At 59.5% G+C, this 25392-nt stretch carries 23 protein-coding genes and 1 tRNA gene; 11 read left to right on the top strand and 13 right to left on the bottom strand.

Annotated features, from left to right (window positions below):
* Positions 1 to 69: 69 nt before the first annotated feature.
* The 3 genes from FY152_06460 to FY152_06450 all read right to left on the bottom strand — a co-directional run bounded on the left by FY152_06460 (position 70) and on the right by FY152_06450 (position 4662).
* A complete protein-coding gene (locus FY152_06460; protein ID UXS31745.1) occupies positions 70 to 729 on the bottom strand; it encodes a hypothetical protein in 660 nt (219 codons plus the stop codon).
* Positions 730 to 1103: 374 nt separating this feature from the next.
* Complete coding sequence (locus FY152_06455) at positions 1104 to 2210, bottom strand: DUF2865 domain-containing protein (GenBank protein UXS31744.1); 1107 nt, start codon at positions 2208 to 2210, stop codon at positions 1104 to 1106.
* A 136-nt stretch (positions 2211 to 2346) separates the two neighbouring features.
* Positions 2347 to 4662, bottom strand: coding sequence for an NADP-dependent malic enzyme (locus FY152_06450; protein ID UXS31743.1), 2316 nt, complete (start codon positions 4660 to 4662; stop codon positions 2347 to 2349).
* A 228-nt stretch (positions 4663 to 4890) separates the two neighbouring features.
* On the opposite strand from FY152_06450, the gene FY152_06445 reads away from it, so the two are divergent.
* Positions 4891 to 5730 (top strand): UDP-2,3-diacylglucosamine diphosphatase, encoded by an 840-nt coding sequence (locus tag FY152_06445; protein ID UXS31742.1) that lies wholly within the window; start codon positions 4891 to 4893, stop codon positions 5728 to 5730.
* 535 nt (positions 5731 to 6265) lie between these two features.
* Here FY152_06445 and FY152_06440 read toward each other — a convergent pair.
* Positions 6266 to 7249, bottom strand: coding sequence for a dipeptide epimerase (locus FY152_06440; protein ID UXS31741.1), 984 nt, complete (start codon positions 7247 to 7249; stop codon positions 6266 to 6268).
* 143 nt (positions 7250 to 7392) lie between these two features.
* On the opposite strand from FY152_06440, the gene FY152_06435 reads away from it, so the two are divergent.
* The 5 genes from FY152_06435 to FY152_06415 all read left to right on the top strand — a co-directional run bounded on the left by FY152_06435 (position 7393) and on the right by FY152_06415 (position 12471).
* The gene (locus FY152_06435) at positions 7393 to 8553 is read left to right on the top strand and encodes an MlaE family lipid ABC transporter permease subunit (protein ID UXS31740.1); all 1161 of its coding nucleotides are present in this window, start codon (positions 7393 to 7395) and stop codon (positions 8551 to 8553) included.
* Positions 8554 to 8563: 10 nt separating this feature from the next.
* Positions 8564 to 9400 carry an ABC transporter ATP-binding protein gene (locus FY152_06430; GenBank protein ID UXS31739.1) on the top strand — a complete coding sequence of 279 codons (837 nt, stop codon included), beginning with the start codon at positions 8564 to 8566 and terminating at the stop codon, positions 9398 to 9400.
* Positions 9401 to 9408: 8 nt separating this feature from the next.
* Entirely contained in the window at positions 9409 to 10779 is a 1371-nt protein-coding gene (locus FY152_06425) for an MCE family protein (GenBank protein UXS31738.1), read from the top strand.
* Positions 10780 to 10794: 15 nt separating this feature from the next.
* Positions 10795 to 11400 (top strand): ABC transporter, encoded by a 606-nt coding sequence (locus FY152_06420; GenBank protein ID UXS31737.1) that lies wholly within the window; start codon positions 10795 to 10797, stop codon positions 11398 to 11400.
* A gap of 102 nt (positions 11401 to 11502) precedes the next feature.
* On the top strand, positions 11503 to 12471 hold the full coding sequence (locus tag FY152_06415; GenBank protein UXS33229.1) for a prolyl oligopeptidase family serine peptidase: 969 nt from the start codon (positions 11503 to 11505) through the stop codon (positions 12469 to 12471).
* Positions 12472 to 12504: 33 nt separating this feature from the next.
* Here FY152_06415 and FY152_06410 read toward each other — a convergent pair whose 3' ends face one another.
* Positions 12505 to 12939, bottom strand: a complete 435-nt coding sequence (locus FY152_06410) for a PACE efflux transporter (GenBank protein ID UXS31736.1) — start codon at positions 12937 to 12939, stop codon at positions 12505 to 12507.
* Between the two features lie 683 nt (positions 12940 to 13622).
* Between FY152_06410 and FY152_06405 the strand changes: the two genes are divergently transcribed.
* A complete protein-coding gene (locus tag FY152_06405) occupies positions 13623 to 13874 on the top strand; it encodes a hypothetical protein (GenBank protein ID UXS31735.1) in 252 nt (83 codons plus the stop codon).
* 131 nt (positions 13875 to 14005) lie between these two features.
* Here FY152_06405 and FY152_06400 read toward each other — a convergent pair whose 3' ends face one another.
* The 4 genes from FY152_06400 to FY152_06385 all read right to left on the bottom strand — a co-directional run bounded on the left by FY152_06400 (position 14006) and on the right by FY152_06385 (position 15619).
* Complete coding sequence (locus tag FY152_06400) at positions 14006 to 14194, bottom strand: hypothetical protein (GenBank protein UXS31734.1); 189 nt, start codon at positions 14192 to 14194, stop codon at positions 14006 to 14008.
* 265 nt (positions 14195 to 14459) lie between these two features.
* Complete coding sequence (locus tag FY152_06395; protein UXS31733.1) at positions 14460 to 14687, bottom strand: hypothetical protein; 228 nt, start codon at positions 14685 to 14687, stop codon at positions 14460 to 14462.
* 201 nt (positions 14688 to 14888) lie between these two features.
* Positions 14889 to 15140 (bottom strand): hypothetical protein, encoded by a 252-nt coding sequence (locus FY152_06390; protein UXS33228.1) that lies wholly within the window; start codon positions 15138 to 15140, stop codon positions 14889 to 14891.
* A 146-nt stretch (positions 15141 to 15286) separates the two neighbouring features.
* Positions 15287 to 15619: a hypothetical protein gene (locus FY152_06385; protein UXS31732.1), complete on the bottom strand. Its 333-nt coding sequence runs from the start codon at positions 15617 to 15619 to the stop codon at positions 15287 to 15289.
* A gap of 438 nt (positions 15620 to 16057) precedes the next feature.
* Here FY152_06385 and FY152_06380 point away from each other — a divergent pair, with 438 nt between their 5' ends.
* Positions 16058 to 16486, top strand: a complete 429-nt coding sequence (locus FY152_06380; protein UXS33227.1) for a hypothetical protein — start codon at positions 16058 to 16060, stop codon at positions 16484 to 16486.
* A 153-nt stretch (positions 16487 to 16639) separates the two neighbouring features.
* Here the strand turns inward: FY152_06380 and FY152_06375 are convergent.
* The 3 genes from FY152_06375 to FY152_06365 form a co-directional block, all read right to left on the bottom strand.
* Positions 16640 to 16715 (bottom strand) — tRNA-Lys (locus FY152_06375).
* Positions 16716 to 16870: 155 nt separating this feature from the next.
* Positions 16871 to 17125 carry a GlsB/YeaQ/YmgE family stress response membrane protein gene (locus tag FY152_06370; protein ID UXS31731.1) on the bottom strand — a complete coding sequence of 85 codons (255 nt, stop codon included), beginning with the start codon at positions 17123 to 17125 and terminating at the stop codon, positions 16871 to 16873.
* A 26-nt stretch (positions 17126 to 17151) separates the two neighbouring features.
* Entirely contained in the window at positions 17152 to 17379 is a 228-nt protein-coding gene (locus FY152_06365; protein ID UXS30545.1) for a hypothetical protein, read from the bottom strand.
* Between FY152_06365 and FY152_06360 the strand changes: the two genes are divergently transcribed.
* From FY152_06360 to FY152_06350, 3 genes are all read left to right on the top strand, one after another.
* Positions 17273 to 19888 carry a mechanosensitive ion channel family protein gene (locus FY152_06360; GenBank protein ID UXS31730.1) on the top strand — a complete coding sequence of 872 codons (2616 nt, stop codon included), beginning with the start codon at positions 17273 to 17275 and terminating at the stop codon, positions 19886 to 19888. The two genes, FY152_06365 and FY152_06360, sit on opposite strands and share 107 nt — an antisense overlap.
* 351 nt (positions 19889 to 20239) lie before the next feature.
* Positions 20240 to 22753: an FAD-dependent oxidoreductase gene (locus tag FY152_06355; GenBank protein ID UXS31729.1), complete on the top strand. Its 2514-nt coding sequence runs from the start codon at positions 20240 to 20242 to the stop codon at positions 22751 to 22753.
* A gap of 156 nt (positions 22754 to 22909) precedes the next feature.
* On the top strand, positions 22910 to 23743 hold the full coding sequence (locus FY152_06350; GenBank protein UXS31728.1) for a response regulator: 834 nt from the start codon (positions 22910 to 22912) through the stop codon (positions 23741 to 23743).
* Positions 23744 to 23756: 13 nt separating this feature from the next.
* Here FY152_06350 and FY152_06345 read toward each other — a convergent pair whose 3' ends face one another.
* On the bottom strand, positions 23757 to 25313 hold the full coding sequence (locus FY152_06345; protein UXS31727.1) for a phospholipase D family protein: 1557 nt from the start codon (positions 25311 to 25313) through the stop codon (positions 23757 to 23759).
* Positions 25314 to 25392 lie beyond the last annotated feature (79 nt).

Below are 25392 nucleotides of genomic sequence, written 5' to 3'. Positions count from 1 at the left end.
TGAAAACGGATGTCGACCGGGCGGCGCCGGCGCCGGGGTGGAGGCCAGCGCCGCACGGGATTGCAAGCATCAGTTCAAGGGAATGATCTTGCCGCTGGACGGCGCGCCGCCTCCTGCGGGCGGAGGGCCGCCGGCTGCTGCCTGATCGGCCAGCATGCGGTATTGGGAGGTGCCTTTTTCAGTGCTGATCGTGCCGGATACGGTGTAGAGATAGACGTCACCGGAGACAGCGTAGTCGTTGTTCTGATTGTTCACGTAGAACTCGATCTCGACGGTTGACATGTTTTTTGCGCGTTCCAGGAAGGCATCCATCAGCATGGTGATCTGCTGTTCGGTCAGGCCCTTGGAGCGCATTTCCTGCCTGGTCTTTTCATAGGATGCCGACGCGCCGCCGCCGCCGAAGAACCATGTCCAGACCGACAGGTTGGCGCTGGCGGTGGTCTTTTCGTATTCGTTGATCTCCTCGCGATAGGACGCTTCCAGCATTCCCAGTGCAAGTGCGTTGAGGTCCTTCACATCCTGGCTGGAGAGGGCCGAGATCTGCAGCTGGGCCTTGATCTTTCCGGTGGTGTGGGCCGGAACGGTATAGGAAATGCCGGTCAGCTGCCCCATGCCGGAAACGGAGATGGAATAGGACTCCTTTGCTTCGCCTGTCGGCAAAGTGGCGATGACCGGAACGAAAGGATCGAGCAATTTTACGCCGGTGGCGGTGATTTGAATGGATGTCATGGCTTACTCCTGATGGTTGTGGGCTTCAAAAGGCAATGAAACTCTGATCGTCCACTCGGGCTGAGATGGACGACGTCTTCGTCTGGAGATGCATGAAGGGCGCGCGGGGCCGAAGCCGCGCGAGCGGTCTGTATTTTACTTTGAGTGCTGATCCACTTTAAGTGGATTTCTCGATAGTATGCACCTTTTAGGGGAAGTCAATCGCGTTTGTGCGTAACGGTTGTGTGCGAATATTTGCCGGCAAACGAGGTGAAGACTATATGTCGCTCAATGCCCGATCGTGGATCAAAGCGGGTCAGATGACGGACGCAGCGCGCAGGGATGCGGCGCAATCCGATTGCGGTTGCCAGCCGGCTTAAAACATCGCGGCGCGTTTATTGCTGCGGCTGTATGCCCTTCAATGCCGGGTTTTTGAGGTCGATCCGGCCTGTCTGGTCGGGCAGGAATTTCGGGCCGATGACGCGGACCTTGCTGTCGTTCGGGTCGTAGTCGCGTTCAGGAACCGGTTGCTCCGGCGGCTTTGCGGCCTGCTGCTGCTCAGCGGGTTTCGGAGCCTTGTCGCCTTGCGGTGATGGGATGGTGGTGATGCCGGAATAGGGTTTTTCGGCTTCCGGCCGGGCTGCCTCTTCCTGCTTTTGCATTTCATCGTGATAGGCGGCCATGTTGCAGGCGCAGCCCGGCGCCTTTGCCGAGGCATTCCTGTAGGCGAACGCGGTCGGCAGGTCCTTGTAGGGCTTTCCGGTTTCGGCAGACACCATGTCGGCCGTTTCCTGATCCGTCATGGAGTGGAAATAAAGCTCCGTCTCAGTTCCCGGACACATTTTCTGGCATTGCTCCGCCTGGGCGCGGAAATCGAGCGGCGAGGCGTTGGACGCAATGGGGAAAAACGAGCCGTCGCAGGTGCGCACGCAGAGTGTTCTAAGCCCGCCCTCGGCGGAGGCGTTGGGGTAGGGCGAAAGCCCGGCCTGTCCCGGCTGATTGCCCTGCTGGCGGAAGGCGTCGGGATAACGCGTCACATCGGGTGACGGCGGAGGCAATTGCGTTTCCGTTTGCGGCACGGTGCTGCAGCCATTGGCATCGAGGGCGGCGAGAATACGCTGGCGCCTGACGTCGCCGCCATTGTCACGCGCGGCCGCCATGGCATCGTCGCGGTCGCGGATGATGGCATCGCGTTCGGCTTCGGCATCCACCAGCGCATCGCCGATCTCGGCGCAGAGCCCGGCATTGGGGCTGCCATAGACGATGACGCTGCCGGATGAGCAGCCATAGCTGCGCAGGTCGTTCCTGATCTTGCGGATCACGATGTTCTGACGGGCGAGCGCATTGGCATAACGCCGCACCTCGGCCGTATTGCCGATGACGCGGGGCGGCTCGCGCAATTGCGCGTAGAGCGTATCACAGACCTGATCCGCGAAAGCGGCGGCCGGGGCGACGAAAACAAGGGGAAGCAGGAGGCCGATGATGCGGCTGCGGCGGGTCAATTGTTCGATCCGTTCGATGTCCCCGGCCGGTGGCAGGGGCGTTATACTTCACGAAATCCGTGTTTCAGGAAGATAACATGGGCTGTTGCCGCAATGCGGCAACAGCCTGTTCAAAATTGCGTTAATGCGGCCTCTATCACACCGAAGGGTGCGAGGCCTGCACCACGGCAAACGCCGCCATGTTGACCACGCCGCGCGAGGTGACGCTGGGCGACAGGATATGGGCGGGCAGGGCCGTGCCGAGCAGGATCGGGCCGACATGCAGGCCTTCCGTCAAGGTGCGGGTGACACCGAGGGTGATGTTGGCGGCATCGAGGTTCGGGAAGACCAGCAGGTTCGCTTCACCGGTCAGCACGCTGTTCGGCATGGCGCGCTTGCGCAGCGCTTCCGACAGCGCCGAGCCACCCTGCATTTCGCCGTCCACTTCCAGTTCCGGTGCGGCTTCCTGCACGATCTTCAGGGCGCGGCGCATCTTGCGGGCGCTTTCGGAATCGCGGGAACCGAAATTGGAATGGCTGGCGAGGGCGATCTTCGGCGTGATGCCGAAGCGGCGGATTTCCTTGGCCGCGAGAATGGCCATTTCCGCCACTTCCTCGGAGGTCGGGTCGTAATTCACGAAAGTATCGGTGAGGAACAGCGCACCCTGCTGGGTGATGAGCAGGCTGAGGCCGGCGAAGGAACGCACGCCTTCCTGCTTGCCGATGATCTGGTTCACGTCGCGCAGGTGGCGGTCATAACGGCCTTCGAGGCCGCAGATCAGCGCATCCGCCTCATCACGCTTCACCGCAAGCGCACCGATGACGGTGGAGTTGGTACGCACGATGGTACGGGCCGCCTCCGGGTTGATGCCGGCGCGACCGACGAGGGCGAAATAGTCATCAACGTAATCGCGGTAGCGCGGATCGTCTTCCGGATTGACCACGGCGAAATCCGCATGCGGGCGGATGCGCAGGCCGAAGCGCTTCAGGCGCGTTTCGATGATCTGCGGACGGCCGATGAGGATCGGAATGCCGGTGCCTTCTTCCAGGAGCACCTGGGCGGCGCGCAGCACACGCTCGTCTTCGCCTTCGGCAAAGATGATGCGCTTCTTTTCGGCAGCCTTGGCGGCATTGAAGACCGGCTTCATGATGAAGCCGGAGCGCCAGACGAAACGGTTCAGCTGGTCGAGATAGGCTTCGAAATCGGTGATCGGCCGGGCGGCGACGCCGCTTGCGGCAGCAGCACGGGCAACGGCGGGTGCAATGCGCAGGATGAGGCGTGGATCGAAGGGCGAGGGGATGAGGTAGTTCGGGCCGAAGATCGGGGTTTCACCGCTATAGGCTTTTGCCGCGACTTCGGAGACTTCCTCACGCGCGAGTTCGGCGATGGCCTGAACGGCGGCCATCTTCATTTCCTCGTTGATCGTGGTTGCGCCGCAATCCAGCGCGCCGCGGAAGATGTAAGGGAAGCAGAGAACGTTGTTGACCTGGTTCGGGAAATCCGAACGGCCGGTGCAGATCATCGCATCCGGTCGGGCCGCACGTGCAGCCTCCGGCATGATTTCCGGATTGGGGTTGGCAAGCGCGAGGATCAGCGGGTTTTCCGCCATGCGCTCCAGCAGTTCCGGCTTCAGCACGCCAGCGGCGGAAAGGCCGAGGAAGACATCCGCGCCGTCGATGGTTTCGGCCAGGACGCGCTTGTCGGTCTTCTGGGCGTAAACTTCCTTCCACTCGTCCATCAGCGTGTTGCGGCCGTCATAAACGAGGCCTTCAATGTCGTGGACCCAGATGTTTTCTTTCTTCGCGCCCATGGCAACGAGCAGGTTGAGGCACGCAAGGGCTGCCGCACCTGCACCCGAGGCGACGATCTTGACGCTCGAGAGCGATTTTCCGGCGAGTTCCAGCGCATTGGTGACGGCGGCGGCGACGATGATCGCGGTGCCGTGCTGGTCATCGTGGAAGACCGGGATGTTCATCTTTTCGCGCAGCTGGCGTTCCACCTCGAAACATTCCGGCGCCTTGATGTCCTCAAGGTTGATGCCGCCGAAGGTGGGCTCCAGCGCTGCGATGGTCGAGACCATGTCATTGATGCCGGGCGCGTCGATCTCGATGTCGAAGACGTCGATGCCGGCGAATTTCTTGAAGAGGACGGCCTTGCCCTCCATGACAGGCTTGGAGGCGAGCGGGCCGATATTGCCAAGGCCGAGCACGGCGGTGCCGTTGGAGATGACGGCGACGAGGTTGGCGCGGGCGGTATAGTCCGCCGCCATCTCGGGATTCTCATGGATGGCGAGACAGGGCGCAGCGACGCCCGGCGAATAGGCCAGCGCCAGATCGCGCTGGTTGCCGAGCGGCTTGGTGGCCTGGATTTCCAGCTTGCCGGGGCGCGGATAGCGGTGGAAAAAGAGCGCCTGTTCCTCGATGTCGGCCTTTGCCGTGTTGGCGGGCGTGTTGTTCTTATCGTGAGAGGTCATTCTTCCACCGTCATGTCTGGTTCAATTCCGGCCCCCTGAATACAACAAACTTCCCCGTGGTACAGCCGTTATTTGACCGCACCTTATGCAAATGCGGCCATGGCTTATTCGCGTTTTCGTGAAGCCATCAGTCATATTCCATACAAAAACCCGTCTCTGTCATGTTGCTGAAACACGAGTCTGGTTCTGAGAGGTAAGAAAGCCGCAGGGACGCAACCGAACAGGGGGATGAAATCCGTGGCCGGTCAAATCGAAACCAGACAGTTCAGAACGCTTTTCATTTCGGATGTCCATCTTGGTTCCAAGGCGGCCAAGACGGATTATCTGCTCGACTTCCTGAAATATCACGAGGCCGAGACGATCATTCTCGTCGGCGACATCGTCGACGGCTGGCGCCTGCGCCGCAGCTGGTACTGGCCGCAGGGCTGCAACGATGTGGTGCAGAAGCTGCTGCGCAAGGCCCGCAAGGGAACGCGCATCGTCTATATTCCCGGCAATCACGATGAATTCCTGCGGGAATTTCCGGGCATGCATTTCGGCGGCATCGAAGTGGCCGAGCGCATGATCCATGAGGCCGCCGACGGCAAGAAATATCTGGTCATCCATGGCGACGAGTTCGACGTGGTGGTGCGCAATGCCCGCCTGCTCGCCTATCTCGGCGACTGGGCCTATGACGCGGCGATCGCCATCAACATCGCCATTGCCGCCGTGCGCCGCCGCATCGGCCTGCCTTACTGGTCGTTTTCGGCCTGGGCCAAGCTGCAGGTCAAGCACGCTGTCAACTTCATCGGCGAATTCCAGCGCGTGGTGGCTGACGAGGCACGGCGCAACAATGTCGACGGCGTCATCTGTGGACACATTCACCATGCAGTCATGGAAGACATGGACGGTATCCGCTACATCAATACCGGCGACTGGGTGGAGAGCTGCACGGCGATCGCCGAAAATGCCGATGGCAGCTTCGAGCTGATCACCTGGATGCAGACGAGCGACGTTACCGCCGAACATGCTTCGGACGAGATGGAGCCGGTGAATATTCCGGGGCTGATCGGGAAGCACGCGGCCTGAGTTGGGGGCGTTTGACGGGCGCTGAAGGTATGCTCGTATGGAATACCGTCTGCCATGAGTGGCAATATCTGCACACCGTCATCCCGGCCTTGAGCCGGGATCCAGTGCGATCAAGTCCTTGATCGCGCAAGACTCTTCTCACCGCGCAGACGCGCCGTGGCTGGATGCCGGATCAAGTCCGGCATGACGGAGGAGAGGTTCTACAATCTTCCCTGTGACTCTTTGGGTAAGGCACGCAGAAGATGCCGCCTTGGCATGCGGTGCCTGGGCGAGACTTCCGCAATTCCGGCGGGGCCGGATAACCACGCCTTCCTTATAGACGAGCCCTTCCGTCATTTAAGGCGAGCGGGTGCGTCTTTTGCCTTCTCCCCGCCGGGGAGAAGGTCGCGGCAGCGGGATGAGGGGGCGAGCTCTCCGTATACCGCTAGCGTTGCCCCCTCATCCGACCCTTCGGGCCACCTTCTCCCCGGCGGGGAGAAGAAACGAGCGGCGAGGTTGCGCCTTATCGTTTTTCTCTGCCTTCAATATCCACGACTTACCCCCACAATTCCGGCCGCGCCGGATAAACCAGCGAACCCTCATAAACCAGCCCCGGCTCACGATCCTCGGCCAGCAGCAGCGGTCCGTCGAGATCGGCAAAAGCCGTGCCCTGCGCCGCGAGCACCGCAGGCGCCATGCCGAGCGAGGTGCCGAGCATGCAACCGACCATGATGGTGAAGCCGAGCCTTTCGGCCTCCGCCTTCATGACGAGCGCTTCGGTCAGGCCGCCGGTCTTGTCGAGCTTGATGTTGATCGCATCGTAACGGTCGCGCAGGGCGGCGAGGTCCTTGGTGGAATGCACGCTTTCGTCGGCACAGATCAGCACCGGATGGTCGATGCGGGCGAGGATGTCATCCTTGCCGGCGGGTAGCGGCTGCTCGATAAGCGATATCTTCAGCTCTGCCGCAAGTCTCAGATAATATTCGATATTATAGTCATTCCAGCCCTCATTGGCGTCGATGATGATGCGCGCTTCGGGTGCGGCGGCGCGCACGGCCCTTAGACGCGCTTCGTCATCCGCCGTGCCGGTCTTGATTTTCAGCAGCGGACGGCCTGCATTTTCCGCCGTCTTCGCGGCCATGGTCTCGGGATCGGCAAGCGAGATGGTGTAGGCTGTGACGAGCGGCTTTGCCGCCTGTCCAAGGATGCGCTCGGCAACGGTTTTGCCGCTGATCTTGGCTTCGAGGTCCCAGAGCGCGCAATCGACCGCATTGCGGGCGGCGCCGGGTTGCATCGCCTGCTGTAGTTCCTGCCGTGTCACGCCGCCGGCGATCTGTTCCGCCATCGCCTCGATATCGGCGATGACGCCTTCGATGCTTTCGCCATAACGCGGATAGGGCACACATTCGCCAATGCCGGTAAAGGAACCATCGCGGATGGTGCACGTTACGACATCCGCATGCGTGCGGGTGCCGCGTGAAATGGTGAAGCTGCCGGCGACGGGAAAACGTTCTGTTGTGGCTTGAAGGTAACGGGGCATGTTTTTTCACTTCCGATTGGGCGGCAAAAGACACATGACGCCAAATTTATCACGAATTGTCAGCCGTCACTGTGGCCTGCCGGAGGCCAAAACGTTATGAAACCTTTAAGAATCTCGTGACGGCTGCACTCGCTCGGAGCATTATGCAAGAACAGGACACACGGCAACAGGCGAACCCGGCCGCAATCACCGAAGACGACAGCGTCTCCGGCGGCGGCTTGCGTTTTGTCATGAGTGGTTCCTGGCGCAACAGCAATCTCTCCGGAATTTTTGAAAGCCTCGACCGGATCGAAAAAAGCAAATCCGGCGGCGCCGTCGAGATCGATCTTTCCGCCGTCGAAGCCATCGACACGACAGGTGCGTGGATCATCCAGCGCCTGCGCAGGGACCTTGAGGCGAACGGCGCGACGGTCACGCTCACCGGCAACGACCGGATCGAGGACGTCATCGGTCAATTGCCTGACAAGGCGGAGATGGTGGGCGAGCCGGTTGCGAAGCCCGGACTGGTGGAACGCATCTTCGCGCCGATCGGTCAGGCCGTGATCCAGAACGGCGCGGATTTCCTGGCGGGCATGTATATTCTCGGCTCGGCCGTGCGCGGCGCGCAGATGAAGCTCGGGCGCGGCCGTGGCGTCTCGCCGGCGGCAATCGTCAACCAGATCGACCATATGGGCGTGCGCGCCGTGCCGATCATCATGCTCATGTCGTTCCTGATCGGCGCGATCATCGCCCAGCAGGGCGCGTTCCAGCTGCGTTATTTCGGTGCGGAAGTCTTCGTTGTCGATCTCGTCGGCATTCTGCAATTGCGCGAAATCGGCGTTCTGTTGACCGCGATCATGATCGCCGGCCGCTCCGGCAGTGCGATCACGGCGGAAATCGGCTCGATGAAGATGCGCGAGGAAATCGACGCGCTGAAGGTGATCGGTCTCAACCCGGTCGGCGTGCTCGTGTTTCCGCGGCTGGTGGCGCTGACCATCGCGCTACCGCTTTTGACCATTCTTGCCAATTTTGCAGCGCTTTTCGGTGCGGCCATCGTGGCGCTACTCTATTCCGGCATCACTTTCGAAGTGTTCCTGTCGCGTCTGCACGGCGCTGTCGAGGAATCGACCATTGCCGCCGGCATGATCAAGGCGCCGTTCATGGCGCTCATCATCGGCATCGTCGCGGCGGTGGAGGGCATGAAGGTGGGTGGTTCGGCCGAATCGCTCGGCCAGCATGTCACCTCCTCGGTGGTGAAGTCGATCTTCGTCGTCATTCTGGTGGATGGTCTTTTCGCCATCTTCTACGCAGCCATCGATTTTTAGGGAGGGCGCGTTGGAGAAACTGGACCAGAAACCGCAGGAGACCAGAACCGGGAAAGACGGGCGCGAGGTGGTGCTTTCCGTCGAGGGCGTGACCGTCGGTTTTAACGGCCGCAACGTGCTCGAAAATCTCGACCTCGATGTCTATCGCGGTGAAATCCTCGGCTTCATCGGCCCCTCCGGTGCCGGCAAATCCGTCTTGATGCGTGCGATCCTGCGGCTCCTGCCGCGGCAGGCGGGTGCGATCCGCATTCTCGGCACTGATTACGACAAGGCGAGCGAAGACGACCGCATGATGCTTGACCAGCGGCTCGGTGTGTTGTTCCAGCAGGGCGCGCTGTTTTCCGGCCTGACGGTGAAGGAAAACATCCAGCTGCCGATGCGGGAATATCTTGATCTGCCGAAGAAGCTGATGGACGAGCTTGCCTATCTGAAGATCGAGATGGTGGGGCTGAAGCCCGATGCGGGTGACAAGTACCCATCCGAGCTTTCCGGCGGCATGATCAAGCGTGCGGCGCTCGCCCGGGCGCTGTCGCTCGATCCTGACCTCGTCTTCCTCGATGAGCCGACGTCCGGCCTCGATCCCATCGGGGCGGCGGAATTTGATATGCTGATCGCGCGCTTGCGTGATTCGCTCGGCCTGACCGTCTATATGGTGACGCACGACCTCGACAGCCTGTTCTCCGTCTGTGACCGCATTGCGGTGCTGGGCCAGAAGAAGGTGCTGGTGGAAGGGACATTGCAGGACATGTTCGCCTGCGACGACCCGTGGGTGCAGTCCTATTTCCGCGGTAAACGGGCGCGCTCTGTCGTTCTTCCGGACGGCAGACACGAAAATCCGGTGGAGTAACAAGAAGCATGGAAACCAAGGCGAACTACACCATAGTCGGAATTTTCACGCTGATCGTGATCGCCGCCGCATTCGGCTTCGTTTACTGGATGGCGGAATTCGGTCGTGGCGGCCCGACGGCGCAGCTCGTCGTGCGTATTCCCGGCTCCGCGAACGGTCTTTCCGTCGGTTCTCCCGTGCGCTTCAACGGCATTCCGGTCGGCACCGTGCGCGGTCTTGCCATTGACCGCGATGATCCAGCCTATTCCATCGCCTTTACCGAAGTGCAGGCCGATGCCCCGGTTTTCCCGTCCACCCGCGCCGTGCTTGAAATTCAGGGCCTGACGGGCGCTGCCTATATCGAGCTTTCCGGCGGTAACAAGGATGGCGAGCGCATTCTGCAGAAGGCTGTCGAAAGCGGCGTTCCGGCCGAGCTGACGGCCGATCTTTCCAGCGTCACCAACCTGCTCGCCACGGCGGATAAAATACTGAAACGCGCCGATGGGGCCATCGGCGAATTGCAGGGTTTCGTGCAGGATGCGCGTGGCCCGTTGACGCAGACCGTGCGCAATGCCGAAAAATTCTCCGATGCGCTGGCGGCCAATTCCGACGGCATCAAGAATTTCATTGCAAGCCTCAGCTCGCTTTCCACAACGGTACAGTCGGTTTCGGTGCGTCTCGACGGCACGCTCACCGCCATCGAGGATCTGGTGAAGGCCGTGGATGCCGGCAAGATCGATTCCATCCTGTCGAATGTCGACAAGGTGACGAAGGATGTTGCTTCCGCTTCCAGCGATATTCAGGGCATTATGGAGACGGTGCAGAGCACGGCGCGCAATTTCGAAGCGGCAAGCACGGAAGTGCAGACCGTGGTGAAGCGCGCGGATGAGCTTCTGGCCTCTGTCGATCCCGCCAAGGTCAGCACCGTGGTAGGGGATGTTTCCGCGGCGACCGCCGATGCGCGTGACGCCGTGGCGAATTTCAAGCGGATCGCTGACGATGTCGGCGCTCGCCGTGCCGATATCGACCAGGCGGTTTCCGACTTTACCGACATGGGCCGCAAGCTGAACCTCGCCTCCAGCCGCGTCGACGGCATTCTCGCCAAGGTCGACGGCATGCTCGGCACCGATGACGCCAATTCGCTATTTGCCAAGGCGCGCGAAACACTGACATCGTTCAAGGCTGTGGCTGACAATCTCAATGCCCGCATCGGGCCGATTGCCGACAATCTGACCCGTTTCTCCAGTTCGGGCCTGAAGGATTTCCAGGCGCTGATCGGCAGCACGCGGGTCACGGTCGACAATCTCAACAATGCCATCACCAATATCGACCGCGATCCGCAGCGGTTGATTTTCGGCGGCGAAACCGTGAAACAATATGACGGCAGAACAAGGCGCTAAGAGGGGTATGGGCCAATGACACGATTGATGAACGGCCACAAACGCCGCGCCCTTATTCTGGCCCCGCTGCTTGCTGTTTTATTGGCGGGCTGCGCTGGCGCGCCGAAGAACGACACGTTCGATCTTTCCGTGTCTTCGGCAACGGTGGCGCAGGGACCTTCGCTCAAAAACCGGCAGTTGCTGATCGCCGATCCGACTGCCCTGAAGGCGCTCGACAGCGAAAACATCGTGGTGCGCCTTTCCGGCTCGGAGGTGCAATATCTCGGTAATTCGCAATGGAGCGACCGCCTGCCGCGCATGGTGCAATCCAAGCTGGTGGAAGCCTTCGAGGATACCGGCAAGCTCGGCGGCGTCGGCCGGCCGGGGCAGGGGCTGGCAATCGACTATCAGGTCGTGACCGATATTCGCGCATTCGAAATCGATACGGCGAAGAATATCGCCAATATCGAAATATCGGTGAAGCTGCTTAATGACCGCAATGGCACGGTGAAGGCGCAGGACGTGTTCCGCGCCAGCGCCCGCGTCAGCGGTTCCGGCAACGCCAATTTCGTGAAGGCGCTGGATCAGGCCTTTGCCGCCGCCACACGCGAGATCGTGGCCTGGACGCTGAAGTCGCTCTGAATCTTCGCGACGGTCATTTCCGATATAAGAAATTAGCCTATCTTCGGGAGAGGTCGGGTGATGCCCGGCCTTGCGCGCAGTCTCTCCATCCGCGGGTTCATCATGCGATTTCCGGCGTTGCTTTGCCTCATGCTTCTTTCCGTCCTCTCGGGAACCGGTGCCGCCCTTGCGGCCGGACTGCAGTTGATCGAGGTTCCATCCGCTGATGGCAAAGCGCCCATCAGGGCTGCCGTCTGGTCGCCCTGTGCGGCAGCGCCGGTGGAGACAAGGATCGGCCCCTTCGTGCTTTCTGCGGTGCGCGATTGCCCTGTTGTCGACGGGCAATATCCGCTTGTCGTCATTTCCCATGGTTTCGCCGGCACCTATTTCAGCCATCGGGATATGGCGGCGGCGCTGGCGGACGCCGGTTTCATTGTCGCGGCTCTCAATCATCCCGGTGACAATGCGCTTGATATGAAGCGGGCAGGCGAGCTTTCCGCGCTGACCGAGCGGCCGGCGGACGTCGTTCGGTTGCTGGATCATATGCTGGCAAACTGGAAAGAGGCCCGGTTCATCGATACCGGCCGTGTCGGTGTCTTCGGATTTTCGCGGGGCGGTTATACGGCGCTGGTGCTTGCCGGCGGCATGCCGGATTTCGCAAATGCGGGCCTGCCGTGCCCCGATGAACAAGCGGCGCTGTGCGCGCAGATGCGGGACAGGGGCGCAGTTCCCGGGGATCGGGTTCACGATGCGCGGGTGAAGGCCGTGGTCGTGGCTGATCCCCTGAACGTCTTTCCGGGTTCGGACGACCTGCAGAACCTTAACATTCCCGTCCAGCTCTGGAGTTCGGAGCGGGGCGGCGATGGCGTTGCGCCGCAGGATATTGCAAGGCTGCGCGATGATCTGCCGGTGAAACCGGATTATCGGACGGTGACGGGCGCGGGACATTTTTCGTTCATCACGCCTTGCCCCGCCGAGATGGAAAAGGCCGCGCCGCAAATCTGCAGCGACATTCCAGGCTTTGACCGGGCGGAATTTCACCGCAGCTTCAATGCCGATGTCGTCCGCTTCTTCAAGGCGTCTCTGCACTGAAACGCAGCCTTTTCCTGCCTTCGGCCATGCCGATCAGACGGCATCCTGCGACTGCCATTCCGGCAGCGGGAAGATCCGGTCGTAGCTCCAGTTGAAGACGAAGGCATAGACCACGTAAAACAGCGCGAAGGAAATATCCATGACCAGCGCGTGGGCGAGGCTGATGCCGAGATACCAGGCGATGAAGGGCATCAGCACGATCAGCAGGCCCAGTTCGAACAGCAGCGCGTGTGCGACCCGGATGGCGGGCGTCTTCAGCGTCGTGCCTTTCAGGCGCTGCATGGCATGGTCGAAGCCAAGATTGTAGATATAGTTCCAGGCGGTGGCGAGTGTTGCGCTGACCAGGCCGACAATGCCGATATCTTCCATCGGCATGCCGAAAATGAGCGCGCCGAGCGGCACGACCAGCAGAAGGCCGATGATTTCGAAGCTGAGAGCGTGGCGGATACGATCTTGCAGGGAGCGCAATTTATTCTCCGGTATGTGACCGGGCCGTCCCGCATGCTGTCGCCATGATGGCCGAGGTCGTCCTCGCGGTGAGGCATATAGAGGTTTTGGGTGAAATTTTCAAGCGTGAGGCATTGCTAAGGCAGTCGATGTCACGGGGAGGATGCCGCCTGTTTCTTCTCCCCGCCGGGGAGAAGTCCGCGGCAGCGGGATGAGGGGGCGAGGGTAGAGGTGTGCGGAGAGCTTGCCCCCTCATCCGACCCTCCGGGCCACCTTCTCCCCGGCGGGGAGAAGAAACAAGCGGCTACGCTTTAGCCCATCTCGGGGGGAAGAGAGATGCGATGCGGAACAAGAGCCGCGTATTTTCGTTATGGCTCATGGAAGGAGGCGTGCCATGCAGCAGAATTCCTCTGACGGAAGAACGATAAAGGCCGCCAACGCGGCAAAGGTTTCGACTTACACGCCGAGCCTGATTTCCCTGAAGGGAAGTTATGTGGCGATGATATTTCGCAGGCCGCTTTGCCGAAATCCGCTGGATGTGCGGAAAAAATAGGGGCGGGGACAATGTCCTGTCACTCCATTGCACATCAAAGACGACGACTGCCGAAATGATCCAATGTTTTAGATGTCTCTAAAGTGTGATTTTCAATCCGGGCCGTCTCCACCTAGACTGGAGATCGCCACAAAAGCGAAGGGAGAATGACATGAAATCAGTTCTCATTATCGCCGCTGTCTTTGGTTTTTCCGCCAGTGCAGCGCTTGCAGAATGCGCCGGTCATGAAAAGATCAATGCTTCTGTTCCTGCCGTCGACCGTGAATTTAAAACCGCAAGCATCGTTCCACCAACTGACCCGGTGGAAAAGCCCGTCGTCATTCTGAAAAAGACCGACCGCCTTCCTGCGGCAACGGTTGCCACGACCGGCGAGCCCGAAGCTGCAATGCAGCGCATGCAATAAGACAGTGCACTTTGCCTCTTCATTCCCAAAATCCCGTGCGCGAGATGATCCGCACGGGATTTTTCTGTCTGAAAAAGGGAAGCAGCCGACCGGCGCTTTGGTTCTACGTCTTTCAGTCTTCCCGGCGCCGTCTAGCTATCGAGTTTCAGCGACAGCTGTCGCGGCCCCTGGCTCTTTTTCAGCACGTAGAGCGGCCGCGTTATGATGACTTCCGTTCGCCGCTGCAATTCGCGGCGGCGCTCAAGCGCGCGCTCACGCATATCGCGAGACCGGGCGACGACAGAGAGGGCATTTTCTATGGTTACGTCTGCTGTCTTCATCGCTGACCTCCATAATGTTCACTTTATGTTCTCATTAAAGGCCGCTTATGTCAACAGTGTGGCAGGATCGGCGGCGGGCAGGGAAGGCCGTGTGTCTGGGGGAGGAGCGGGAGGATGGGCGGGCCGCTGCTTTATGGGCTACGCTACCGGAGCGTCAAATGTCCTTGCGGATACGGTGGTGACGCTCCGGTCTGCTCGATCGATTTTTGGAATGATATGCCAAAGGATGCCGGGGCGCTGATTCGCCGCGGCTGGCGGGAGGGTATCAGGACAGGGGACGCTGGTCCGGCGCGGGGAGGCCCGTGGACAGCAGGTCGGTCAGGTGTTCGCTGGCGAGTGCGACGATGGCAAGTGCGGCCTGCTGGCGGTTCCAGCCGGCATGTTCCGCTTTTTCAATCAGCCCGTGGATGGAGGGTTCCAGTGCGAACTGGCACTCGGCCTGATAGTCCATAGTGTCGATAGAAAGCGACGGGGAATTGATTGCGGCCCGCATCGTTTGGTCTCCCTGTTTTCCGTCATGTCCAGCAAACGCAAAACGCAAATCGGACATGCACATTCAGAGGCCGGTGATATCGGGTATGCTCTACAAGCCCGCATATCACTGGCAGCGAATCCCCCAGCAGGCGGACGTTAACGGCAAGTCTTGATCGCTGTCAACGAACGCGCGGTAGCGGTGGCGTCGCCATGCGCTTTTTCAGAGCCTTCCATTGCGGAAAGGCTTTCGTCTCCAGACCAGCAGGGCCATGACGTAAAGCGCAAAAAGAACGAACCATGTGACGGGAAGCACCATAAAAAGCGCCGCATAAGCGCAGCCGCCTTCAAAACAGGAACCGAGAAGTCCGGAATCGGCGAGCGCTGCCGACAATAAAAACGCACATATCCCGCTCCCGACCGCGCCGAGGACAAAAAGCAATATGTTGATGATCAATCTCATGGCGTCAATCATAGGGATGATTGAGACGGCTTTGGGGAAATCGGCGATGCTGCGACGCCAATATTTCCCCCTCCGGGGATTTGCCGAAAGCTCTGGTTGAAGCCCGCATGCGGATGCGAGCCCTGCCACTATCGGACAGGGCCGCGATTGCAACACTGTTATTCGGTGATGGTGTATTCGCCGAGTTCGCAGAGGTTCTGGGTATCCTCGAGGTCTTCGAGCGCATCGCCCTGGAATTCGAAGCGCATGTCGTATTTGCAGACAGTGCGGCCATCGGCGATGGTGATTTCCATCTCTTCGCCGGGACCAAGCGCCTTCTTGCCGAAAACATCGTCTTCCCAGTCATTCACGCCTACCGGCGACGTGTAAAAGGCGTTGAGAACGGAGCCCGTTCCGTTCTTCAGCGTGAAGACGAGGTCTTCCGCCTGCGCCGTACCGGCAACCGTCATCGCCGCCGCGAAAAATGCAGTCATTACCCATTTCGATTTCATGACATCCCCCTGTGCCCATTATTCTGGCAAGGAAATGCATACAGCTTAACCGGTGGCTTGCAATGCAAACTGTGGTCTTTGGTTAAGGGGCGAAGCCGCGATTATTGGGCTGTTTTTTGCAGCGATCGTACTGTTTGATATATCTCGAAAATATTATAAATATTTATTCTATAAGTATTTGTTTGCTTCGCTGTAATTCAAGTATATTTATTTGATTGTATTTAATTTGTATGAATATTTTATAATTTAGTTTTTGGTTTTGAAATTCGAATTCACGCTTTATTTCATGGCGATTGCGAGGTTGTACGCTTAAAAATTTCCGATGCGCGTCGCTTTCAAGTTTTTACTGACGCGAAGATTCTTTTTAAAATTTATGACCGGCTGGCACGCGGAGGCGGGCCGTCTTCCGAAAAAAGGATATTGGATTTGTTCAATCGCTTGTTTTTTGTGTTCCGCAGCCTCCAGCTGTCGGCGCTGGTGGCCCTGGCCATTCTCGCTGCAGGCGCTTCGACGCCGGCTTCAGGCCAGTCGCGGCAATGCAAGGATCCGACCCCGGCCAGCAATCTCAATGAGATGTTCGACGCGATCTACGCCTGCTGGGTGCCGCCGGAGGATACCGAGGGTCTCGTCGTGACGTTGCGGTTCATTCTGCACAAGGATGGGCAGATAAGGGGCAAGGTCGTCGTTATCGCCTCACGCCCACAAGAGGAGAGCCCGAGACGGCAAGCCTTTATCGATTCCGCCATCAATGCGGTAAAGCAGGCAGCGCCGGTGCCTTTCACCGAGGAATTCGGCGGCCGTATTGCGGGTCGGCCATTGGAGCCGCGCTTCATCGGGGCAAAAAGCGTAACGGAAACGAAGTTATAGACGTACAGCGGCTATTTTTCGGGGATGCCCGTCCGCGGTAGCGACGGGCGATGTGTCTCGCGCACGCCTTCTTCGAGGACTGATTGCTTCGTTTCCGGCGCTCATGCGATGCTTCAGGTAAGCATCGCAACGTCTTGTCATTTTAGGAGAATTTGGTGGGTGATGTAGGGCTCGAACCTACGACCCGCTGATTAAGAGTCAGCTGCTCTACCAACTGAGCTAATCACCCGACCGACACCGTGTGGCGGTGTGAGGGGGGCTATAAAGGGGAAGTTTGGGCTTGTCCAGCGCGGAAATGAAATTTCTTCGATTTTTGTGACGAAAAAATTTCAGTCGCGCTGGAAAAGTCTGGAAATCCGGGCTTTTACCGATTTTCCATTTTGTTCAGCCGCGTCTGAAAGCTCGACCGATAAGGATGAGGATGCAGGCGCCGATGAAGCCGGCGATGAGGTAACCGATCCAGCCGGTCAAAACGATTCCGAAAACCGACAATATGGCGTTGGCGACGATCGCGCCGACGATTCCGAGAAGGATGTTCATGAAAACACCCATATTGCTTTTCATGAATTGTTCGGCGAGCCACCCGGCGACACCACCGATGATGATAGCTGCGATCCAGCCAATGCCAGCAGATTCCATGATTTCCTCCCATGTTTGCTGCACTATCAAAGGTGATGATTCTCCGGGTGAAAAGCAAGGCGGCGACCCGAAAACCTCGCTTTATGCGGGTGGTTTTCCTCGCTGCAGGCGGTAAATAGCCTGAAGCGGTGTTTAGAGACGAAAGGCATGGATGTGCGGTTGATGTTCGGCGGATTGATTGACGACAGGCGGATGACGGATGGGCGTGTGTCCGGCCGGTGGCAAAAGGCCGCCATGGCCGCAATGATGGCCATGATGCTTTCCATGCTTGGCGGTTTTTTCCTGTCCGCAATGCCGGCATCGGCGCAGGAAGGGACAACGCCATCCGCACCGGTCGTCATCCAGGCCTCCGCCGTCGAGCAGGCGAGAGCGGATCTGGAAAAATGGAAGGCGGATGTTTCGGCCATCGCCAAACAGGTGGAGGCGGGCGGCAGCGACGACGTGCAGCTGGTGGACCTGAAAGGGCGCGCTGACACCATTGCTGCCGATGCGTCTGCCACCAATACCAAGCTGCGCACCCGCCTCGACCAGATCAAGACCCGGCTGGACGCTCTGGGCGCTGCCCCTGCGGATGACCAGCCACCGGAAGCCAGCATGGTGACGGAAGAGCGTGCGCGGCTGACGGCGGAGCGGGCGGAGGTAAACGCGATTGCCGGGGAGGTGGAGAGCACCGCCACCAATGCCGCGCAGATTTCCAACAATATCACCGCGGTTCGCCGGGCGCTTTTTGCCGCCACGCTGTTTAAGCGCACGGAGGTTTCCGCCCAGACGCTGGGTGACGCCTCTTCCGCCTTTGTTACCGAACTGACCAACCTTAACAATGCCTTCAGCAGCTGGGCGGGTTTCGTCTGGAACTACAAGCGCCTGCCGATGTTCGGCGCCGTGGTGCTGTCGATCATGGCGGCGCTGCTGTTTCTGGTGGGCGGTTATCGCTTTTTCGGCAGCCGCATGGACAGGCGCGCCTTTACCGGCGAGCCGTCCTATCTGCGACGGCTTTCGGTGGCCTTCTGGTCAACCATGGTGCAGTCGCTTTCGCTCTTCCTGTTCCTGGTGACCTCGGCCTTTTTCCTCGATAATTTCAACGTGCTTCGCTCCGACATAGCGCCGATCCTGTTCGGGGCCATGGCGATCACCGGCTTCGTTTATTTCGTGTCGCGTCTGAGCTATGCGATCTTTGCGCCGACGCAGCCGGAGTGGCGTCTGCTGCAGGTTTCCAACAAGGGCGCGCATACGCTGTCTTCGGCGGTGCTCCTGATGGCGCTGGTCAACGGCCTCGACTATCTGTTCGGCACGATCAGCGAAACGCTTTATTCGCCGCTTATCGTCACCGTCGCCAAGAGTTTCGTTGCCTCCATCATCATCGGTATCATCCTGCTCACCGTATCGTTCCTGCGGCCGGTGATCGGCGAGGGGCAGGATTACGAGACCGGAAACCAGCGCCTGCCGCGCTGGCTCGTCATTCTGCTCAGGGTCGGTGGCCTCGTGCTCATCGGCGCGTGCCTTACCGGTTATGTCGGTCTTGCCCGCTTCCTTGCCACGCAGATCGTTGCCACCGGTGCGGTGCTTGCGACGATGTATATCGGCATTCTCTCCGGCAAGGCGATTTCGAGGCAGGGCGCCTTTGCGGAGTCCCTTGCCGGCCGTTATCTCGGGCGTCGTTTCGGTCTCGGGCCGGTTGCGCTCGATCAGGCCGGCCTTGTCGCGGGGCTTGGCATCTATGCCGTCGCACTTGCTTTCGGCGTGCCGCTCATCCTGTTTTCCTGGGGGTTCCAGCCCGGCGACATTGAAAGCTGGGCCTATCGCCTGCTGACCGGCATCACCGTCGGCAATGCCTCGATCTCGCTGATCGGCCTGTTCGGCGGCGTCCTCGTTTTTGCCATCGGTTACATCATCACGCGCTGGTTCCAGAAATGGCTGGACAACAACGTCATGGCGCGCGGGCAGGTGGATGCCGGCGTGCGCAACTCGGTCAAAACGGGTATCGGTTATCTCGGCATTGCGGTTGCGGCCATCTTCGGCGTGTCATCCGCCGGTCTCAACCTCTCCAGTCTCGCGCTGGTCGCCTCCGCTCTTTCCGTCGGTATCGGTTTTGGCCTCCAGAACATCGTGTCGAACTTCGTCTCCGGTCTCATCCTGCTGGTGGAGCGCCCCTTCAAGGTGGGTGACTGGGTGGTGACAGGCACGACGGAAGGCACCGTCAAGCGGCTTTCCGTGCGCGCAACGGAGATCGAAACCTTTCGCGGCCAGTCGATCATCGTGCCGAATTCCGAGTTCATCAATTCCTCGGTCGGCAACTGGACACACCGCAACCGCATCATGCGGGCGGAAATACCGGTTTCCGTGGCTTATGATTCCGATCCGCAGAAGGTCATGGATATCCTGCTGGAGCTGGTGCGGGCGCAGCCGCCGGTGCTGCGCAACCCCGAACCGCATGTGGAATTCCTCCGCTTCGGCGATTTCTCGCTGGATTTCGAATTGCGTTTCCACCTTGCCGATCTGTCAAACGGGCTTGGCGTGAAGAATGCGCTGAGGATCGCCATCCTCAAGCGTTTCCGCGAGGAGGGGATCGATATTCCGTTCCCGCAGCGCAACCTCAATATCCACGTGGAAGGCGATGCCAACCCGCAGATGCTGGCGGCGCTGCTTGCGGAGGAGGGCGAGAAGGCGGTGGTGGCGCATACGGGCGCGGCAGCGCCTGAGAAAGAAACGTCGAAAGACGACAAGGTGACCGAGCTGAAGGAGAAGCCGGGCGCGAAAGCCTAGTCTGCTATTTGCCTCAAGGTGTGGACGTTATTGGGCAGGGATGTGCGGCTTGTCGCCTTCTTCCCGCCGGGAAAAGGTCGCGGCAGCGGGATAAGGGGGCGAGGGTAGAGATCTCCTGCGAGCTTGCCCCCTCATCCGACCCTTCGGGCCACCTTCTCCCCCTCGGGGAGAAGAAACGAGCGGTAAAGCTGCGCCACCTTCGTCCCGCATGCTCCGCATTTTCACGCCTGTCGCAGCACCCTATGGCCATGTCGCAATCAGGCGGCTGAACGGCCGCCTGGCGCTTCATATTCCTCCCATCGATTTGGCGGCACGGCAGGTTAATGCCGGCGCTTTTTAGGGGTTCTGGAAATGAAGACACATGCACGGGCGGTGGTGATCGGTGGCGGCGTCGTCGGCGTCTCGACGCTTTATCATCTTGCCAAGAAGGGCTGGAGCGACAGCGTTCTCATCGAGCGCAAGGAACTGACCTCGGGCTCCACCTGGCATGCGGCCGGTCTCCTGCCGCTGTTCAACATGAGCTACTCCGTCGGCCAGATCCACAAATATTCCGTGAAGTTTTATGAGGAGCTTCAGGAAGAGACCGGTATGAATGTCGGTTTTTCCAAGGTCTCGAACATACGTCTCGCCCGCACCAAGGATCGCTGGGACGAATATATGTATTATGCCGGCATTGCAGAGACCATCGGCGTGCGTGTCAACATGCTGACGCCGGAACAGGTGAAGGAAATCTGGCCGCTCTGCGAGACGGATGGCCTGCTTGGCGCCATCCAGCATCCCGATGACGGTTATATTCAGCCCGCCGACCTGACGCAGGCATTGGCCAAGGGCGCGCGTGACCGCGGGGCGACGATCTATCGCAATACCACCGTCACCGCCATCGAGCAGCTGGAAGACGGTCACTGGAAGGTGACAACGGACAAGGGCGAGATCATCGCCGAACATATCATCTCCTGCACGGGCTCCTTCGCCCGCAAGACCGGTGAGATGGTCGGCATCAATATTCCGGTCATCCCGGTCGAGCATCAATATATCGTCACCGAGCCGCACCCGGCCATCCAGGAACGCCGCCGTCAGGGCCTGCCGGAAATGGGCGTGCTGCGTGAATCCGACTCGGCCTGGTACATGCGCGAGGAGGCGGGCGGTCTGATCCTCGGTCCTTATGAAGTCGGCGCGCCGGTCTGTTATGTCGACGGTCCTTCCGATGACAGCGAATATGAGCTGTTCCAGGAGGAGCTTGACCGCCTGATGCCGCATATCGAAACGGCGATGGTGCGCGTTCCGGCCTTCGGCGAAGTGGGTATCAAGAAGGTCTATAATGGTGCTATCGCTTATACGCCTGACGGCAACCCGATTGTCGGCCCCGCACCGGGGCTGAAGAATTTCTGGCTGAACGAAGGCCATTCCTTCGGTATCACCGCCGCCGGTGGCGCCGGCTGGCAGCTGGCCGAATGGATCGTCGATGGTGAGCCGACGCTCGACCTGATGGGTGTCGATCCGCGCCGTTTCGGGCCTTACGCCACGGAAGGCTATCTCATCGCCAAGAACGAAGAAGCCTATGCCAACGTCTTCACCATGCATTATCCGGACGAAGAGCGCTCCGCCGCCCGTCCGCTGAAGACGACGCCGGTTTATGACCGTCTGAAGAAGCTTGGCGGCGTGTTCGGCTCCGTTTATGGCTGGGAGCGTGCCAACTGGTATGCGCCGGAAGGTTATGCGCTGCGCGAGGAAGACCTTGGCGTGGGTGCCGATGTCATCACCAGCCATAACCATGCGCCGGCTTTGGATGATGGCCGTATCGTCGAGAAATGGTCGTTCCGCCGTTCGAATTATTTCGAACATGTCGGCAATGAGGTGAAGAACGTCACCCAGAATGTCGGCGTGCTTGATATGTCGGCCTTCGCCAAGATGGAAGTCTCCGGCCCGGGTGCGCGTGCCTGGCTGGACAGCATTCTGGCCAACATCGTGCCGAAGAAGCGCGGCCGCATCGCACTGACGCATCTTCTGACGCCGAATGGTGGCGTGAAGGTGGAATTCACCGTTTATGAATGGGCTCCGGGCCGGTTCTACCTGGTTTCGGCAGGTGGTCTGGAGGCGCATGACCACGACGTGCTGCGCCGGCTTGCCCCGACCGACGGTTCCGTGGTGCTGCAGCCGATCACCCAGAAATACGGTGTGCTGGTGCTTGCCGGTCCGAAGTCGCGCGATCTTTTGAAAAAGCTGACCCGCACCAGCCTCGAGAACAAGGATTTCCCGTGGCTGACGGCAAAGCAGATTTCCGTCGGTGTTGCGACGGCGCATGCGCTGCGCGTCAATTTCGTCGGTGAACTTGGCTGGGAACTCCACCATCCAATCGAGATGCAGAACTACATTTTCGACCGGTTGATGGAAGCGGGCGCCGAATTCGGCATCAAGCCGTTCGGCATCCGCGCCATGGTGTCCATGTCGCTCGAAAAGTCCTATCGCAATATGGGACGCGAGCTTTCGGTGGAATATAACGCCTATGAATCCGGCCTCGACCGCTTCCTGCGTCCGGAAAAGAGCTTCATCGGCCGCGATGCGCTGGTGGCCTACAAGGAGGCCGGGGTGAAATGGGTGTTCTCGACGCTGACCGTTACCGGCAATACGGATGTGGATGCGCGTGGGTCTGAAGCGATCTCCGACGAGAGCGGCGCTCTTGCCGGCCGTGTCACCAGCGGCGGTTTTGGCTGGCGCATCGGCAAGTCGATTGCGCTTGCCATGCTCAAACCGGAATATGCTGCGATTGGCACAAAGCTGAAAATCCGCATTCTCGGCACGCTTTATGATGCCGAGGTGGTGGAAGAAAGCCCGTTCGATACGGAGAATGCGCTGCTGCGCGCCTGAGACCGCTTCTATCCGCACTGACAATACGGCCCTTGCGGGCCGTATTTCCGTTTAGGTAAGCATGTGCGTAACTCGTTTGCCGGCAAAAGTGTCATTAATTATTCTGCAAAACGCGCCTGCTATTTTCCCTTAAATACGACGGGGGACTGGGGCAGGATGAATTTTCTCGGCATTACGGGCATGCAATATTCGGGCGTGCCCTTTACCAATAACCGCATTTTGCTTGCGGAAGACAGCAACGTTTTCACCCAGATGGTGAGCATGCGCCTGAAGGAGATGCTGGGCGTAACGGTGGAGGTGTGCCGCTCTTTTGAAGAGCTGCAGGCCTGTTATGAGCATTCGCCCGAACCGGTGACGCTGGCAATTTCCAACATCAACCTGCCGGGGGCGGAAAAGGGCGAGGCGCTGGAATATCTGATCGACCTTTCGATTCCGACCATCGTTTTCACCAGCACCTTCCACGAGGCGACCCGCGAGACGCTGATCGCCAAGGATGTGGTCGATTATATTCTGAAAGACAATATCTTCGCCGTGGACATGCTGACGGAATCCGTCTGCCGGTTTCTCACCAACCACCGCCACCATGTGCTGATCGTCGATGACAGCCCGACGGCGCGGGCGCTGCTTTCCAGCCGTCTGAAACGCTATAATTTCCGCGTCAGCCTTGCCGATAGCGGCGCCAAGGCGCTCGAAATATTGAAGGCCAACCCCGACATCGGGCTGGTGGTGACGGATTATAACATGCCCGATATTGACGGTTTCGAACTGACGCGGCGCATTCGCACCGTGCGCGGTTCGCATGAGCTGCGCATCATCGGCGTTTCCTCTTCCACCAACCGGCTGCTATCAGCCCGGTTCCTGAAGGCGGGCGGCAATGATTTCATGCTGCGGCCCTTCATCGACGAGGAATTCTACTGCCGCGTGAACCAGAACCTCGATACGCTGGTGCAGATACAATTGGCCAAGGCCGGGGTGAGACCCGCAGCCTGACCGGCGTTCATTCTCACAGCTGTGATTCAAGCGGCAGGATGCGCATGATACCGGCGATGATCCGACGGCTGATGGCAGCGTCGGGTTCGCGCCGGTATATTTTTGGCTGACCCTGTTCTTCCGTCATCCAGAGGAGACGGTTGTCATTGTCCATACCCAGCTCGAAACTCATCATGCGGCGGATTTCATCGGAGAATATCTCGTCCATGCGGGCAACCAGCGGGGCTGAGTTGAAGACGACGCCCATTTCGGTATTGAGCGAGGCGGAGCGCGGATCGAAATTGAGCGAGCCGATATAGCCGGTCTTACCGTCGCGGGTGAAGGCCTTGGTGTGAAGGCTTGCCTGTCCCGAACCACGTAGCGTGAAGCTGCCCTGGTCCGCCTGGGAGCGTAATTCATGCAGGTTCACGCCGCCCAGCAGAAGCGGTTTTCGATAACGGGCGTAACCGGCATGAACGGCTGCCACATCGGTTGCGGCCAGCGAATTGGTGAGGATGGCGACCGACACGCCGCGCTCTGCCAGATCCAGGAAAATGTCCACGCCCTGTTTGCCGGGAATGAAATAGGGGGAGGTGATGTGCAGGCTCTCGCTTGCCGCCTGCATCAGCGGCAGCAGGCTTTCCATCAGGAAGTTATGGCCCTTGCGGCGTTTTCCCGCCGCTTTCTCCGGCGGATCGGCAAGCACATCGGCGGTATCGACCCAGTGAAGGCGATCCGACATCAGGAAATGGCCGCTGCCATACTGGCTTTCGACGCGCTCCAGATAGGGTTTGGCGGCCTCGCTGTGCGGCAGGGCGTCAAGCTCGCGTCGCAATCTCGCAAGCTTGCTCGGTCGTCTTGCCAGAAGCGAGCGCACCGGCACGGAAACCGCGCTGTTCCAGTAATCATCGAAGATTTCGGTGGCATCGGCAACGATCCTGCCGAAACCGAGCACATCGAAATCGTGGAAATTCGCCCGCTCGGCGGCATCAAAATAGGCATCGCCAATATTGCGCCCGCCGACGATGAGCGCGCGTCCGTCGGCAATCCACGCCTTGTTGTGCATGCGCCGGTTGACGCTCCGGAAGCGCAGGATGAGTTCCAGGCTGCGGTAGAGGATGTTTTCCCGCGCTCTTGTTGGATTAAACAGCCGCAGTTCGATATTGGGGTGGCTGTCGATGGCATGGAAGATGCGGTCGGAGATCGAAACGCCGAGATCATCCAGAAGCAGCCTTACACGCACGCCACGGTCGGCGGCGGCGATAACTTCGCGCATCATCAGCCGCCCGGTAAGATCGGCATTCCACATGTAATACATGAGATCGAGGCTGCGTCCCGCCGCGCGTGCAGCCGCCACGCGCACCGCAAAGGCATCAAGGTTGGAATGCAGCAGGCAGAGCGCGTTTTTTTCGCTCCAGCCGTTCCGTATCGACTGCCAGTGCCGGTCAAGCCGGGTTTTATCCTCCGCAACGGGCAGGGCGGCGGAGGGGCGCTTGGGAATGGCTTTTTCCCGCTGTTTGCCGATGACGACAAACAGGCCCGATCCGATGACCAGGAGAAGAATGGCAATGAAGACCGTAAATGCAGTCACTTGTTTTGATCGCTCCCCCGCCTGAAGATTATCAGGCCGGATGAAAACGCGCGAGGGCATAAAGCGTTCACGGCCGGAG

Source organism: Agrobacterium tumefaciens, assembly GCA_025560025.1.
Lineage (GTDB): Bacteria > Pseudomonadota > Alphaproteobacteria > Rhizobiales > Rhizobiaceae > Agrobacterium.
This window is presented reverse-complemented; position numbering and strand designations above follow the sequence as displayed.

Bases quoted from the DNA above. Each gene is read 5' to 3' on its own strand.
- FY152_06385 (UXS31732.1), bottom strand. From the start codon at position 15,619: ATGAAATCGAAATGGGTAATGACTGCATTTTTCGCGGCGGCGATGACG.
- FY152_06390 (UXS33228.1), bottom strand. From the start codon at position 15,140: ATGATTGACGCCATGAGATTGATCATCAACATATTGCTTTTTGTCCTC.
- FY152_06460 (UXS31745.1), bottom strand. From the start codon at position 729: ATGACATCCATTCAAATCACCGCCACCGGCGTAAAATTGCTCGATCCT.
- FY152_06400 (UXS31734.1), bottom strand. From the start codon at position 14,194: ATGAAGACAGCAGACGTAACCATAGAAAATGCCCTCTCTGTCGTCGCC.
- FY152_06370 (UXS31731.1), bottom strand. From the start codon at position 17,125: ATGGAATCTGCTGGCATTGGCTGGATCGCAGCTATCATCATCGGTGGT.
- FY152_06425 (UXS31738.1), top strand. From the start codon at position 9,409: ATGGAAACCAAGGCGAACTACACCATAGTCGGAATTTTCACGCTGATC.
- FY152_06420 (UXS31737.1), top strand. From the start codon at position 10,795: ATGACACGATTGATGAACGGCCACAAACGCCGCGCCCTTATTCTGGCC.
- FY152_06355 (UXS31729.1), top strand. From the start codon at position 20,240: ATGAAGACACATGCACGGGCGGTGGTGATCGGTGGCGGCGTCGTCGGC.
- FY152_06440 (UXS31741.1), bottom strand. From the start codon at position 7,249: ATGCCCCGTTACCTTCAAGCCACAACAGAACGTTTTCCCGTCGCCGGC.
- FY152_06350 (UXS31728.1), top strand. From the start codon at position 22,910: ATGAATTTTCTCGGCATTACGGGCATGCAATATTCGGGCGTGCCCTTT.
- FY152_06360 (UXS31730.1), top strand. From the start codon at position 17,273: ATGGATGTGCGGTTGATGTTCGGCGGATTGATTGACGACAGGCGGATG.
- FY152_06450 (UXS31743.1), bottom strand. From the start codon at position 4,662: ATGACCTCTCACGATAAGAACAACACGCCCGCCAACACGGCAAAGGCC.
- FY152_06405 (UXS31735.1), top strand. From the start codon at position 13,623: ATGAAATCAGTTCTCATTATCGCCGCTGTCTTTGGTTTTTCCGCCAGT.
- FY152_06415 (UXS33229.1), top strand. From the start codon at position 11,503: ATGCGATTTCCGGCGTTGCTTTGCCTCATGCTTCTTTCCGTCCTCTCG.
- FY152_06435 (UXS31740.1), top strand. From the start codon at position 7,393: ATGCAAGAACAGGACACACGGCAACAGGCGAACCCGGCCGCAATCACC.
- FY152_06445 (UXS31742.1), top strand. From the start codon at position 4,891: ATGAAATCCGTGGCCGGTCAAATCGAAACCAGACAGTTCAGAACGCTT.
- FY152_06365 (UXS30545.1), bottom strand. From the start codon at position 17,379: ATGGCCATCATTGCGGCCATGGCGGCCTTTTGCCACCGGCCGGACACA.
- FY152_06395 (UXS31733.1), bottom strand. From the start codon at position 14,687: ATGCGGGCCGCAATCAATTCCCCGTCGCTTTCTATCGACACTATGGAC.